Here is a 12901-nt window from a genome sequence, read left to right on the forward strand (position 1 = left end):
GGCTCAGGGCCCCGCTCACCCTTGGTGGGCGGGGCCTTCCGCGTTGGCGGCGTCCTCTTCCGCGGAGGCGTCCTCTTCCGCGGAGGCGTCCTCGGTACGCCCCGCCGGCACCGCCACCGGTGCCGCGTCCGCCGCCGTGTCGCCCGTCGGCTGCGGTGTCTGACGCAGCGCCGGCTCCCGCGAGTAGGCGTGCAGATAAGCCACGACCGTGTTGCTCACGGCCACCAGGGGTACGGCGACGATCGCGCCGCCGATGCCGGCCACCATGCCCCCCGCCGCGACCGAGAGGACCACCGCGAGCGGATGGACCCGCACCGCGCGGCCGAGGATGAACGGCTGGAGGATGTGGCCCTCGATCTGCTGCACCGCCAGCACGACCAGCAGCGTCATCACCGCGGTGAAGACGCCCTGCGTGACCAGCGCGACGACGACGGCCAGCGCGCCGGAGGCCACCGCGCCGACCAGCGGGATGAAGGAGAACAGGAAGATGAAGACGGCGAGCGGGACGGCCATGGGCACGTCGAGGAAGTAGATGCCGAGGCCGATGAAGATGGCGTCGATCAACGCCACTACGACCGTGCCGCGCACATACGCCGTGAGCGTCGCCCAGGCCCGCGGCCCCGCACCCGCCACGCCCGGCCGGGCCGCGGCGGGAACCAGCTTCAGCGTCCACTCCCAGATGCGCTTGCCGTCGTAGAGCAGGAAGAGCGTGGAGAAGAAGGACAGCAGGATGCCGGTGAGGGCCTCGACCACGACCGTGACACCCTCCAGGCCCGCCGAGGTGATCGAGTCGGTGTTGGCGCCGATCGCCTCGCGCAGGTTCTTGGCGATGCCGTTGATCTGCTTGTCGGTGACGTGGAAGGGGCTGTTGAGCAACCACCGGCGCAGGTCGTCGATGCCGTCCTGGACCTGGTCGGAGAGGTTGTCGATGTTCTCCATGACCTGCCAGGTCACGAACCAGCCCATCAGGCCGATGACGACGAACCCGAGGATCGCCGTCAGCGCGGTCGCGGGCCCCTGGGGGACGCCGACGCGCTTCAGCCGGGCGACGGTGGGTTCCAGCAGCGCGGTGAGCAACAGCGCGACGACGAAGGCCAGGACGACCAACTGCACGGCACTGATGACCTTCATCAGGACCCAGACGGTCCCGGCGAGCACCAGCAGTCGCCAGCCCGCCTCGGCGGCGACCCGGACGCCCCAGGGGACGGCCTGCGCGGGATCGGGGCGCGGACCGGGGGGCGGCACCTGCTCGGCGGGCGCGACGACGGCCTCAGGCGGTACCCGTGCCGGCTCTGCGGTGTCCTCCCGCTCGACCTCGGCGCGGAGCTCGTCGAGCCGCTCCCCCACTTCGGTCAGACCGGCGCCCAGCCGGCCGAGCCACCCTGGCACTCGCGACATGATCCGTCCTCTTCCCCCGTCTCTCCCCACCACTCCCCCTGGAGTCGTCGGTCACGGCCGTACGGACGGCCGCACAGGCGACCGTACAGGGCGAAAGCCCCTCCCCTGAGGACGGGGAGGGGCTCGGCGGGGTTGAGCGGCCGTGGCGGCCCGGCTCAGTAGGAGCCGTTGGCCTGCCAGTAGCCCCAGGCGTCGCAGGGGCTGCCGTACCGCTCGTTCATGTAGTTCAGGCCCCACTTGATCTGGGTGGCCGGGTTGGTGCGCCAGTCGGCACCGGCGGACGCCATCTTCCCGGCGGGGTAGGCCTGCACGAGACCGTAGGCGCCGGAGGTGGGGTTGACGGCCTGGTAGTTCCACGTGGACTCGTGGTTCACGATGTTGCTGAAGCACTGGAACTGGCCGGCGGGCACGATCTGTCGTGCGATGGCCTGGACCTCGGCGACGCTGTACGACGACTGCTGCGGGAAGCTGCCGACGTCCCGGTTCGAGTCGCGGGCGGCCGTGGTCTTCGTCTCTGCGCGCTCCTTGGCCTCCTCAGCAGCCTTCGCCTGGGCCTCGGCGGCCTCCTGGGCGGCTGCCTTCGCTGCCTTCGCTGCCTTCGCGGCCTTCTGCTTGGCCACCGCGTCCTTGGCAGCCTGCTTACGGGCCGCCTCCTCCGCCGACTTCTTGGCGGTGGTGTCCGCGGCGATGGCCTGGACGTCGGCCTGCTGCGTCAGGGAGGCGGTCTGCACCTCCGCCTGCTGGCCTACGGGTAAATCAGCGAGAAGCGTCGAGTCGCTCGCCGTCGCCTCGGCGTCGTTGCCGGGCTGGGCGGCGCCGCCCTGGGCAACTCCCACGACAGCGCCCACAGTGGTGACCGCCGTGGCCGAAGCCACGGCGAATCCCCGGGCCGATATTCGGCTCACTCGGATTCCTAACTGCTACGTCGTCAGGTGAAAAGATGACCGATCGGGGCCCGGGAGGGCTCAGTACCAGCTGTTGGCCTGCCAGAACGACCAGGCGTCGCACGGGCTGCCGTACCGGTCGTTCATGTAGTTCAGGCCCCACTTGATCTGGGTGGCCGGGTTGGTCTGCCAGTCGGCTCCCGCGGAGGCGTACTTGCCGGCGGGCAGGGCCTGGAAGAGGCCGTAGGCGCCGGAGGAGGCGTTGACCGCCTTGTAGTTCCAGCTGGACTCGTGGTCCACGATGTTGCTGAAGCACTGGAACTGGCCGCTGGGGACCATCTGCCGTGCCATCGCCTGGATCTGCGCGATGCTGTACGAGCCCTGGATGGGGAAGCTCGAGGAGCTGCGGCTGGCCGCGGCCTTCGCCTCGGCGCGCTCCTTGGCCGCCTTCTCGGCTGCCTCGGCCGCCTTCTCGGCGGCCTCCTTCTTCGCGATGGCGGTCTCGGCGGCCGCCTTGCGGGCCGCCTCCTCGGCATCCTTCTTGGCGCCCTCGTCGGCCGCGATGGCCTGGAAGTCGGCCTGCTGCGTCAGGGAGGCGGTCTGTACCTGGGCCTGCTGGCCCGCAGGTATGTCAGCGAGGAGCGTCGAGTCGCTTGCCGTCGTTTCGGCGTCGTTGTTCTGCACTGCGGTGCTGCCCGAGGCAACGCCGACGACACTTCCGACAGCGGTGACCGCCGTGGCCGAGGCCACTGCGAATCCCCGGACCGAGATCCGGCTCACACGGTTTCCTTCCAGCATCGCCCGCTTCGGTGACCCTGGCGGACGCAATCGTGCCCCTGGCGCTGGCCTCCCAACTGCGGGGTCACGGGAGGCTCGGACCCGGTGGGCAACTCCCGCGAGGGAGCGCCGCGTGGTGACTCGGGCGGCATACGACGGACGTATGGAGTTGAAGGTGGTGCTTCTGTGCTGCCGTACCGCTGGGGGTACAGGTGTGCCGTATGCGGGGCCTGACAGGAATGAGACTCTGCCGTAACCCGACGCCGGGTGGCAATTCCAAGTTGCGTGTGAAAGCTCACATCCTGTTTGACCCGGGGGATTCCTGGGATCCGCCGGACACAGAAGCGCCGCCCGGCTAGGCTCTTGGCCTTTTGCCGGGCGGCGCCAACTGACTGGTGGCTGCACCGCGTTGACCCGATGGGGTCAGATCTGCCCATCCTCCAGCATTTCCGTCACAAGGGCGGCGATCTGGGACCTCTCGGACCGCGTCAGGGTGACGTGGGCGAAGAGCGGATGCCCCTTCAGCTTCTCCACGACGGCGACGACACCGTCATATCGACCGACCCGCAGATTGTCCCTTTGCGCCACATCATGGGTCAGAACGACCCGCGAATTGGCGCCGATTCGGGACAGAACGGTCAACAGGACGTTCCGCTCCAGCGACTGCGCCTCGTCCACGATCACGAACGCGTCATGGAGGGACCGGCCGCGGATGTGAGTGAGCGGAAGCACCTCCAGCATCCCTCGCGAGGTGACCTCCTCGATGACCTCGCGGCTGGTGACCGCCGACAGCGTGTCGAAGACCGCCTGGGCCCAGGGGCTCATCTTCTCGGCCTCACTGCCGGGCAGATAGCCCAGTTCCTGCCCGCCGACCGCGTACAGCGGACGGAAGACCATCACCTTCTGGTGCTGGCGGCGCTCCAGGACCGCCTCCAGACCCGCGCACAGCGCCAGCGCCGACTTGCCGGTGCCGGCCCGGCCACCCATGGACACGATCCCGACGTCCGGGTCGAGCAGCAGATCGAGCGCGATGCGCTGCTCCGCGCTCCTGCCCTTGATGCCGAACGCCTCCCGGTCACCGCGCACCAGACGGACGTTGCCCTCGGGCGTGACCCGGCCGAGCGCCTTGCCGCGCTCCGACTGGATGGTCAGACCCGTGTGCACGGGGAGGTCGGAGACCTCGGGCACATACACATGGCCTTCCTCGAAGAGGACGTCCACCTGCTCGCCGGGCAGGGTCAGTTCGGACATTCCGGTCCAGCCGGAGGAGTCCGTGATGGCGAGCTCGGCGCGGTACTCCTCGGCGAGGAGACCCACGGACGACGCCTTGATCCTGAGCGGCAGGTCCTTCGACACGACAGTGACGTCGTACCCCTCGGCCTGCAGATTGCGGGCGACCGCCAGGATGCGGGAGTCGTTGTCCCCCAGGCGGTAGCCGCTGGGCAGCACGCTGGGGTCCGAGTGGTTGAGCTCGACACGGATCGTTCCGCCGAGGTCCCCGATCGGGATGGGGGCGTCGAGACGGCCGTACCTGACCCGGTAGTCGTCGAGCAGGCGCAGGGCCTGCCGGGCGAAGTAGCCGAGTTCGGGATGGTGCCGCTTGGCCTCCAATTCCGTGACCACGACGATGGGGAGCACGACCTCGTGCTCCTCGAAGCGGGTCAGGGCGTTCGGGTCGGCCAGCAGGACGCTGGTGTCGAGAACATAGGTGCGCCGGTCTGACTTGTGGCGCTTTGCGCTGGTCACCACGGAAGGACGTACCCCCTCGGATGAGGTCGGGGAGCGACGGAGTGGAGCTGGACCGGTCGACGGCACCGATGCACGGGCCGAGAACCGGCCCTCCGCCTTGTCGTCCGTGCGGTGACCGCACGATCGGGCTGGTGCAAAGGACCTCCCGGGCGGACGGCCCCGTGCCGTCCGCTGAGATCCGACACCCGTGGTTCGGGTGTCGACCTGCTTGCCTTATGCCCTCGAAAATGCGCCGCCATGCCACGGCATATGACGGCGAGCCGGTGAACTCCGCGTTAAGGGGGGTACGCCATCCGGGTGAAAGGGTGTCCGTCAGCCGCCGTACCGGCGGTGGCGCGCCGCGTAGTCGCGCATCGCGCGCAGGAAGTCGACCTTGCGGAAGGCCGGCCAGAACACGTCACAGAAGTAGTACTCGGAGTGGGCCGTCTGCCAGAGCATGAAACCGGACAGCCGCTGCTCGCCGCTGGTGCGGATCACCAGGTCGGGGTCGGGCTGGTCGCCGGTGTAGAGGTGACGGCCGATCATGTCGATGTCGACGGAGTCGGCGAGGTCCTCCATGGAGACGCCCTTCTCCCGGGCGTCGAGGAGCATCGAGCGGACGGCGTCGGCGATCTCCTGGCGGCCGCCGTAGCCGATGGCGACGTTGACCAGTATCCCGTCGATGTGGGCGGTGGCCTCCTCGGCCTCCTTCAGCGCCGTCTGCATCTGCGAGGGCAACAGGTCGGGCGTGCCGACGTGGTGGACGCGCCAGCGGCCGTCGGCGGCGAGGGTGCGGACGACGTCCTCGATGATGCCGAGGAGCGGGACCAGCTCTTCCTTGGCGCGGTCGAAGTTGTCCGTCGACAGCAGCCACAGGGTGACGACCTCGACGTCCGTCTCGCTGCACCAGCCGAGGAACTCCTCGATCTTCTCGGCGCCGGCCCGGTGGCCGTGGACGGTGGTCGAACCCGCGGCCTTCGCCCAGCGGCGGTTGCCGTCCATGATGACGCCGATGTGCTTGGGCACCTGAGCGTGGTCCAGGTGGCCTTCCACCCGGCGTGCGTACAGCCTGACCAGCAGGCCGCGCAGCTTGTCGCGCAGGTTCACGTGATTGTCAGCCCCTCCGTACGGTGGCGGTCCCCGCGTGGGGAAGGGTACCGGGGGTTGCGGTGGGCGTGCCTTTTGGGGTGCGGCGCTCTCGGTGGGCGTGGCGCCCCGCGTCCCTTTGCGGCGTGTTCCCCGAACCCCTCCCGTAATGCCCCCTGGGACAAAAAACGGGCCGGTCCGTGGGGGGGAGACGGACCGGCCCGAGGGGGGGACTCCACCATAACCCTTCGTGAGGGATGCCGCGTGCATCGGCATGCCGCAACTACTCTCCGGAGTCGGGCCGCGACGCGTGAAGGGGGCGGATCGGGGGGTTCCGGACCGCTTTGAGGGCTGTTCATGGCCGAAAGAAAGCGGATTCTCGGGGCATTCCGGCGGGATGTGGAGAAGTTTCGCAGGTTCGGCGAACCTTGCGTGTCGGCGCCGGATCCGTCCCCCGTCCCCCCGACGGGGGAACGCGGCGTGAACGGCCGCTTGACGGCCACAGCACCGCGCAGCCCCCTCCTCTGCGCGGTACCGCCCGCGCAGCTTTGCTGGCGCGAATTACCTTGGTCTGAACTTACGCGAGAAGGGGTCGCAGAAGCGAGCCATGGGCGATAACGATGTGGACACCGCGTGTAGGACATGTTCTGACCTAGTTCGGTCCTAGCGTCGCCCCCATGACGGTGAGCATCACGTGGGCCGAGGCGAGCACTCGGCGTATCGAGCGACAGTTCCTGGCCAGTCCTGTGAGCGCCGGTACGCCGACGGCAGTGGCCGACGTCGTGGCCGCGATGCTGGGGGCGCACGCGCAGGTGTTGTCGGCGGCCGAGGTGTCGGTGGGCGTGCGGGCGGAGGGGGTGACCCGAGCGGACGTACGGGCGGCGCTGGCGGACGACGGCACGCTGGTGAAGACGTACGGACCGCGCGGAACCCTGCATCTGCTCGCCTCCCGGGAACTGGGGCTCTTCAGCGGCGCGTTGACCGCCGTGCCGACCGGGGCGGGTCCCTTGGCGCCCGATGTGCGGCTCACCGAGGAGCAGTCCGCGCAGGTGGTGGCGGCGATCGGTGACGCGCTGGAGGGCCGCTGTCTGACGCTGGACGAGTTGGGCGAGGAGGTCGTCACCCGCACCGGGCCCTGGGCGGGCGACCGGGTGATGCCGGCCTTCCAGGACCTGTGGCCCCGCTGGCGCCAGGTCATGCACCGGGCCGGGCAGGCGGGAGCGCTGTGCTTCGGCCCGAACCGCGGCCGCAAGGTGACGTACACCCGCCCGCCCCGCTTCACCCCGGTGCCCCAGGAGGAAGCACTGCGTCTGCTCGTACGCCGCTATCTGCACGCCTACGGCCCCGCGACGCCCCGGCACTTCGCCAAGTGGCTCGCGGCTCCCGGTGGTTGGGCCGCCCGGCTGTTCACCGGGCTCGCGGAGGCCGGCGAGATCGAGGAGGTCCTGTTCGAGGGCACGCCGGCCTGGGTGACGGCGGGCGACACGGACTTCCCCGGCGGTCCCGTACGAGGAGTCCGGCTGCTCCCCTACTTCGACGCGTACGTCATCGCCGCCCAGCCCCGCGAACTGCTGTTCCCCGGCGCCGCGTACCAGCGTGCGCTGGCCCGCGGTCAGGCCGGGAACTTCCCCGTCCTCCTCGTCGACGGCGTGGTGGCTGGTGTCTGGCACCACCGCCGCCAGGGCCGTCGCACGACCGTCACGGTGGAGCCGCTGGGGCGGCTGACGGCGCGGCAGGAACGGGAGCTGGGCGAATGGGTCATGCGGGTGGGCCAGGTGCTGGAGGCTCGGGCGGAGCTGGTGGTGGGGCAGGTGAGGGTGGGGGCGCATGCCTGAGGGGCGTGGGCAGTGGTGGCGCTGGGGCGGCACGGGTGAGCACCGGGGCTCAATGGTGCCGCCCCAGCGGCACGGGTGAGCACCGGGGCGTCGTCGTCGCGGTCAGTCCTTCGACTTGCGGGCATCGAAGAGGTGGCGGGTGCTGTGGGCGACGAAGGGGCCCTCGGACTCGATGCGCTCGTGCAGGGCGCGCAGCTGGGGCTCGTAGGACTCGACGGTGAAGCCGGGGACCATCCAGATCACCTTGCGCAGGAAGTGGACGACTGCGCCGATGTCGTGGAACTCCACCCGCAGGCGCTCGGCACGCAGGTCGACCACCTCGAGGCCCGCGGCCTCGGCACCGGCGCGTTCGTGGTCGGGGTGGCGGGCGGAGCTCGTCGCCTCCGGTTGCGGACCGAGGAAGTGTTCGACGAGTTCGAAGACGCTCCTCGGCCCCACGTGCTGGGCGAAGTAGCTGCCGCCGGGCCGCAGGACCCGGGCGATCTCGTCCCAGTGGGCGCTCACGGGATGGCGGCTGGAGACCAGGTCGAAGGCGCCGTCCGCGAAGGGCAGGGGCGCGTCCTCGGGCACGGCGACGACCGCGATACCGCGCGGTCGCAGCAGCGCCGTGGCCTTGGCGACGTTCGGCGGCCAGCTCTCCGTCGCGACGGTGAGTGCGGGCGCCTGCGCGACCCGGCCGAGGGCGAAGTCCAGGACCTCCCCTCCCCCGGTCTGCACGTCCAGCGCGGCGGTCGCGGCGGCCAGCCGCTCGGCCAGCGACACCGCGTACCCCCAGGAGGGCCGCGCTTCGGTGGCCCGCCCCTCGAACCAGGAGAAGTCCCAGCCCTCGGTGGGCACGGCGGCGCCCTCGGCGACGAGGTCCTCGAACGTACGGCGGTGTCGGGTGGTCATCGAGGTGATCGTCGCAGACCGTTGTCAGTGGCCGCTGCTAATTTTTCGCGGCATGACGGAGAGCGAGCTTTCAGGCATGCCCTACGCGGGCGGCGAGAAGGAAACCCTGCACGCGAGCCTCGACCGGTTGCGCGACGCGGTGCTGTGGAAGCTGGAGGGGCTCGACGACGAACAGCTCCGCCGGCCGATGACACCGTCCGGCACGAGCCTGCTCGGCCTGGTGAAGCACCTGGCGTCCGTGGAGTACGGCTGGTTCGTGGAAAGCTTCGGCCGCGAGGTCGAACCGTTCTGGTTCGACCCGTACAAGGGCGAGGACATGAGCGCGGGCGAGGGCGAGACGACGGAGCAGATCGTCGCCTTCTACGGCCGCGCCCGCGCCGCCGCCGACCGCACCATCACCGAGCTGCCCCTGGACGCGGTCGGCCACCCGTCGTGGCGGGACCACTCCGTCACGCTGCGCTGGGTCCTCGTCGACCTGATCGAGGAGACGGCGAGACACGCGGGGCACATGGATGTGGTGCGGGAGCTGATGGACGGGGCCACGGGGGACCACCGGCGGGACTGAAGGGCACCGCCCGCCGCATGACGGCGTGACGGTGCCTGGTACGGGCCGTCAGGGGGCCGCGTCGGCCGCATGGCGGCCGACGACGGTGCCTGTGCCGAGGTCAGGGCACCAGCGGGCGTACCTCTTCCGCGACGAACCGGACGAAGGCCTCGGGGTCGGGCTCGTCCGCCGTCGGCTGGAGGATGACGGAGTCCGCACCCGCGTCGGCGAGACGCTGGACGGCTTTCGCCACGGCGCCGGCGTCTCCGGCGACGGCCGCTTCGGGGACGTCGGTGAGGCCCTCGGCGGCGAGTTCGGCGGCCATGCGGGCCGACGCGTGCGGCCCGGTCACGGCCAGGAGATAGACGACGACCTGGTGCGGGTCGGTACGCCCCGCCGCCTTCCGCCCCTCCTCGATGAGCCCGCGCGCCGTGCGCAGCCGCTCCGGTGAGGTGCCTGCGGTCAGGAGCGTGCCGTCGGCCGCCTCGCCGGACAGCCGCAGCGTGCGCGGGCCGGTCGCACCGGCGAGGACGGGCACGGGTCCGGCCGGCGGCCAGTCGAGGGCGACGTCGTCCAGCTTCACGTACCGCCCCTCGGTGGTGACCCGCTCCCCGCTCAGCAGGGCCCGCAGCGAGGTCAGGTGCTCGCGCAGGAGGGTCAGCGGGGAGGCGGCCCGCGCGCCGACCTGGCCCATCCAGTCCTGGACGCCGTGGCCGACGGTGAGGGTCGCGCGGCCGGGGAACATGCGGTGCAGGGCGGCGGTCTCCATCGCGGTGACGGCGACGTTGCGCAGCGGCACGGGCAGCAGGCCGACACCGACGTGCAGCCGCTCGGTCCAGGCGAGCGCGGCCGCAGCGGTGGAGATCCCGCCCTCCAGGAAGCAGTCCTCCCACAGCCAGAGCTGTTCGAGTCCGCTCTCGTCGGCGAGACGGGCGACGGCCCGCAGTCGCTCGGGGGGCAGTTGGGGACGGAACACAGCGCCGAGTTCGGTCATGGTCACTTCCTATCCACGGCGCACCCGATCCACAACTGTTTTGTACGTCAGCCGGTTTGATCAGCTGGATTGATCAGCCGGATTGATCGCCCGCGCCGACCGCACCCGGCGGCCGCTCGTAGCGCAGGAGGACGACACCGTTGCCGAAGATCCGGCTCTCCGCGAGCCGCAGCGCCGTGTAGGTCGACGCGTGGGGGAAGAGGCGTGTGCCGTCGCCGACGAGGACGGGGTGCACGTACACCCGGAACTGGTCGACCAGGTCGTGACGCAGGAACGTGGCGGCCAGCTCCGCCCCGCCGAGCGCCAGGTCGCCGCCCGCCTGCTCCTTCAGCCGCATGACCTCCTCCGGGACGACGTCCCGCACGATCGTGGTGTTCCAGTCGGCGTGCTGGAGCGTCCGCGAGTACACGAACTTCGGCTTCTCCCGCCAGATCCCGGCGAATTCCGCCTCGATGGCGGAGACGTCGGGGGCCTGGTCGGCGGTGGGCCAGTAGTCGGCCATCAGCTGATGGGTGACACGGCCGCTGAGAAACGCACCGAACGGGCGGAGGGTGTCGTTCATGTGCTGGTGCAGTTCGTTGTCGACGCGGTGCCAGCTGATGTCGCGGCCGGGGCCTTCGATGAAGCCGTCCAGGGAGACCGACATCATCAGGATGATGTTCGCCATGCCGTGCAAGGTAGCCGTGGCGGGTGCGAGGAGTGCTGTTGCCACGCCTGGTCGCGGGGATAGGTTCGGTTCCGGCTGGGGACGGTGGACGGTGGACGGTCGACTGCGGCGGGGGTTGGGGGTGACCGGTGTGAGGCGCCGGTGGCGGGACGGACGGGGAACGCTGGTGGTCCTGAGCGAGGACGGGGGCGGAGACGGGGGCGTTGACGGAGACGGGGGCGGGTCCTCCGGGTCCGGTGTCGGAGAGCGCCCGTCGATCCCACTGGAGATCGCGGCGTCCTACCGTGCCCGCACACGCGGTCTGTTGGGCCGGGACTCCGTCGACGGGGCGATGCTGCTCTCCCCCGCCAACAGCGTCCACACCTTCCGCATGCGCGTCCCCATCGACGTCGCCTACCTCGACCGCGACCTCAAGGTCATCGCCGTCCGCACCATGCGCCCCGGCCGCCTCGGCCTGCCCCGCCCCCGGGCCCGGCATGTGCTGGAGGCGGAGGCCGGGGTGATGGCGGGGTGGGGGGTGCGGGTCGGGGTGCGGGTGGCGGTCACCGTCGCTCCCGGCTGCTGACGGGCTTTCAGTGCGGTGTGTCAGCTCGTCCACTTGAGGTATGCGTACTCATGCGCGGCCACATCGAACGGAGTTCAGTGCCGCCGCCCCGTCGCCTTCGGTCGGCTTCTGCCACACCCCGTGAGGGGACCGCTCCGGAGTGTCGGTGGCCGTGGTTTCACGCTGCTCGGGTCGTTCAGGTCATCGGCGATTCGGCCTGGGCGGCTTCCGTGCGTTGCTTCGGCCGGCTCACGCCAAGACGCCCGGCGCGCGGGTTGACCCGCAGTTCCCGCGCAGCGGACGTCCGGAGCCTACGGGCCTGGCTCGGGTGGAGTGTCGGCGTTCATCGTGCCTCCTCCCCTGCTGACGGGCGGTGGCAGGCGCAGCCGCAGCGGCGCACCAGCAACAGTCCACCGCCGTACGGCAGCGGAATGTCCCTCAGCCTGCGGCACGCCCCGTGTACGTCCTCGTACCCGGGTTGACGGGCCAGCGTGCACTCCGGCGACAGCTCCCGCGTGTCCGCCGCCGTGCCGGGCCGCGCGCTCACCGCTCGTCCCTGGCTCGGCGGGACTGCGGCAGGACGGTGAGCACGTCCGGCAGCGGCGGGTAGTGCACGGCGCACGCCCGGCACGCGTACACGACGAACCCCGGCCCGGAGTTCTCGTGCACCACGCTGACCACAACCGGAGTCTCGGTGGTCACCTGGCAGGGCACGCACATCCGCACCGGCGGGCGAGGCGCCTTGTCCTCCTTGCCCATCACGCGACCCTCTCCGCGCCGATCACATGCCGGTCGAGGTCCACGCCGAAGTCCGCCGCGAGGACCAGGGCCACACGGCGCCGCGTCTGCCGAGTCCACTCCTGTTCCCGTTCCCGGTGGGCCCGCTCCGCCGCGAGTACGTAGGGGCGGACTGACGCCGTCGCCCGGCCGTCGAGCAGCACGGGCAGCCCGTACGGGGAACGTGTGCGGGCAGCCGTACGGCAACCGGACGGGGTGTCTCCGGCTCGTGCGCGAAGGTCGCGACACTTGGTACGTCTTGGTACGTCCTTTCACGTGATAGGTCGTCCTATGCTGACCTGAGCTGACCTTTTACGCTCCGGGGCATGATAGAGATCGACCGGGAGAGCATCACCCCGATGTACGTGCAGCTCGCGTCCGCCCTGCGCGAGCGCATCCGACGCGGCGAGATCCCGGTTGGCCGACGCATCCCTTCTCACCACGAGCTGGAGCAGGAGACGGGCGGGGCGGTCAGCCGCCGAACCATCAAGTCAGCCATCGAGGCGCTGCAAGCCGAGGGAATCGTTCAAGGAGTCCAGGGCAAGGGCGTGTTCGTCATCGCCATGCCCGCCGACACATCCGAGGGCGACGAGGCCAACGACTGACGAGCAGGTCGCTGTCTCACGATGCCGGTGATCCACCTCCCCGCCCGCACCGGCCGTCATGCCCTCATACTGGACACCGGGAGGACCCATGACTCGGCAGACCCTGTACCGGCGGCTGCGGGACCGCCGCGATCGCATCACTCCGCCGCCGGGGTTCGCCTGGCCCGAGAT

At 70.6% G+C, this 12901-nt stretch carries 15 protein-coding genes; 4 read left to right on the plus strand and 11 right to left on the minus strand.

Annotation, left to right across the window (positions count from 1 at the left end; all coding sequences use genetic code 11):
* Positions 1 to 15: 15 nt before the first annotated feature.
* The 5 genes from AC067M_RS05540 to AC067M_RS05560 form a co-directional block, all read right to left on the minus strand.
* Complete coding sequence (locus AC067M_RS05540; protein WP_478695658.1) at positions 16 to 1398, minus strand: AI-2E family transporter; 1383 nt, start codon at positions 1396 to 1398, stop codon at positions 16 to 18.
* A gap of 155 nt (positions 1399 to 1553) precedes the next feature.
* Positions 1554 to 2303 (minus strand): aggregation-promoting factor C-terminal-like domain-containing protein, encoded by a 750-nt coding sequence (locus AC067M_RS05545; protein ID WP_478695659.1) that lies wholly within the window; start codon positions 2301 to 2303, stop codon positions 1554 to 1556.
* Between the two features lie 60 nt (positions 2304 to 2363).
* Entirely contained in the window at positions 2364 to 3062 is a 699-nt protein-coding gene (locus tag AC067M_RS05550; RefSeq protein WP_478695660.1) for an aggregation-promoting factor C-terminal-like domain-containing protein, read from the minus strand.
* 420 nt (positions 3063 to 3482) lie between these two features.
* The gene (locus tag AC067M_RS05555; RefSeq protein WP_478695661.1) at positions 3483 to 4808 is read right to left on the minus strand and encodes a PhoH family protein; all 1326 of its coding nucleotides are present in this window, start codon (positions 4806 to 4808) and stop codon (positions 3483 to 3485) included.
* Between the two features lie 312 nt (positions 4809 to 5120).
* Positions 5121 to 5894, minus strand: a complete 774-nt coding sequence (locus AC067M_RS05560) for an isoprenyl transferase (protein WP_478695662.1) — start codon at positions 5892 to 5894, stop codon at positions 5121 to 5123.
* A 656-nt stretch (positions 5895 to 6550) separates the two neighbouring features.
* Between AC067M_RS05560 and AC067M_RS05565 the strand changes: the two genes are divergently transcribed.
* Positions 6551 to 7708 (plus strand): winged helix DNA-binding domain-containing protein, encoded by a 1158-nt coding sequence (locus AC067M_RS05565; RefSeq protein ID WP_478695663.1) that lies wholly within the window; start codon positions 6551 to 6553, stop codon positions 7706 to 7708.
* Between the two features lie 102 nt (positions 7709 to 7810).
* On the opposite strand, the gene AC067M_RS05570 is transcribed toward AC067M_RS05565, so the two are convergent.
* On the minus strand, positions 7811 to 8599 hold the full coding sequence (locus tag AC067M_RS05570; protein ID WP_478695664.1) for a class I SAM-dependent methyltransferase: 789 nt from the start codon (positions 8597 to 8599) through the stop codon (positions 7811 to 7813).
* A 52-nt stretch (positions 8600 to 8651) separates the two neighbouring features.
* On the opposite strand from AC067M_RS05570, the gene AC067M_RS05575 reads away from it, so the two are divergent.
* A complete protein-coding gene (locus AC067M_RS05575) occupies positions 8652 to 9164 on the plus strand; it encodes a DinB family protein (RefSeq protein WP_478695665.1) in 513 nt (170 codons plus the stop codon).
* Positions 9165 to 9264: 100 nt separating this feature from the next.
* Here AC067M_RS05575 and AC067M_RS05580 read toward each other — a convergent pair whose 3' ends face one another.
* Both AC067M_RS05580 and AC067M_RS05585 read right to left on the minus strand, forming a co-directional pair.
* Positions 9265 to 10137: an LLM class flavin-dependent oxidoreductase gene (locus AC067M_RS05580; protein ID WP_478695666.1), complete on the minus strand. Its 873-nt coding sequence runs from the start codon at positions 10135 to 10137 to the stop codon at positions 9265 to 9267.
* Positions 10138 to 10210: 73 nt separating this feature from the next.
* Entirely contained in the window at positions 10211 to 10804 is a 594-nt protein-coding gene (locus AC067M_RS05585) for a dihydrofolate reductase family protein (protein WP_478695667.1), read from the minus strand.
* Positions 10805 to 10934: 130 nt separating this feature from the next.
* Here AC067M_RS05585 and AC067M_RS05590 point away from each other — a divergent pair, with 130 nt between their 5' ends.
* Positions 10935 to 11369 carry a DUF192 domain-containing protein gene (locus tag AC067M_RS05590; RefSeq protein WP_478695994.1) on the plus strand — a complete coding sequence of 145 codons (435 nt, stop codon included), beginning with the start codon at positions 10935 to 10937 and terminating at the stop codon, positions 11367 to 11369.
* Positions 11370 to 11691: 322 nt separating this feature from the next.
* On the opposite strand, the gene AC067M_RS05595 is transcribed toward AC067M_RS05590, so the two are convergent.
* The 3 genes from AC067M_RS05595 to AC067M_RS05605 are packed head-to-tail and all read right to left on the minus strand — an operon-like array spanning position 11692 to position 12289.
* Positions 11692 to 11895, minus strand: coding sequence for a hypothetical protein (locus AC067M_RS05595; RefSeq protein WP_478695668.1), 204 nt, complete (start codon positions 11893 to 11895; stop codon positions 11692 to 11694).
* Positions 11892 to 12107 carry a hypothetical protein gene (locus AC067M_RS05600; RefSeq protein WP_478695669.1) on the minus strand — a complete coding sequence of 72 codons (216 nt, stop codon included), beginning with the start codon at positions 12105 to 12107 and terminating at the stop codon, positions 11892 to 11894. The genes AC067M_RS05595 and AC067M_RS05600 overlap by 4 nt, the downstream gene beginning before the upstream one ends.
* On the minus strand, positions 12107 to 12289 hold the full coding sequence (locus AC067M_RS05605; RefSeq protein WP_478695670.1) for a hypothetical protein: 183 nt from the start codon (positions 12287 to 12289) through the stop codon (positions 12107 to 12109). Before AC067M_RS05605 ends, AC067M_RS05600 begins: the two co-directional genes overlap by 1 nt.
* Before the next feature lie 162 nt (positions 12290 to 12451).
* Between AC067M_RS05605 and AC067M_RS05610 the strand changes: the two genes are divergently transcribed.
* Positions 12452 to 12730: a GntR family transcriptional regulator gene (locus AC067M_RS05610; RefSeq protein WP_478695671.1), complete on the plus strand. Its 279-nt coding sequence runs from the start codon at positions 12452 to 12454 to the stop codon at positions 12728 to 12730.
* The last annotated feature ends 171 nt before the right edge of the window (positions 12731 to 12901 follow it).

This window comes from Streptomyces sp. NPDC043427 (assembly GCF_056436655.1).

Bases quoted from the DNA above. Each gene is read 5' to 3' on its own strand.
- AC067M_RS05565 (WP_478695663.1), top strand. From the start codon at position 6,551: ATGACGGTGAGCATCACGTGGGCCGAGGCGAGCACTCGGCGTATCGAG.
- AC067M_RS05570 (WP_478695664.1), bottom strand. From the start codon at position 8,599: ATGACCACCCGACACCGCCGTACGTTCGAGGACCTCGTCGCCGAGGGC.
- AC067M_RS05580 (WP_478695666.1), bottom strand. From the start codon at position 10,137: ATGACCGAACTCGGCGCTGTGTTCCGTCCCCAACTGCCCCCCGAGCGA.
- AC067M_RS05575 (WP_478695665.1), top strand. From the start codon at position 8,652: ATGACGGAGAGCGAGCTTTCAGGCATGCCCTACGCGGGCGGCGAGAAG.
- AC067M_RS05540 (WP_478695658.1), bottom strand. From the start codon at position 1,398: ATGTCGCGAGTGCCAGGGTGGCTCGGCCGGCTGGGCGCCGGTCTGACC.
- AC067M_RS05610 (WP_478695671.1), top strand. From the start codon at position 12,452: ATGATAGAGATCGACCGGGAGAGCATCACCCCGATGTACGTGCAGCTC.
- AC067M_RS05600 (WP_478695669.1), bottom strand. From the start codon at position 12,107: ATGGGCAAGGAGGACAAGGCGCCTCGCCCGCCGGTGCGGATGTGCGTG.
- AC067M_RS05585 (WP_478695667.1), bottom strand. From the start codon at position 10,804: ATGGCGAACATCATCCTGATGATGTCGGTCTCCCTGGACGGCTTCATC.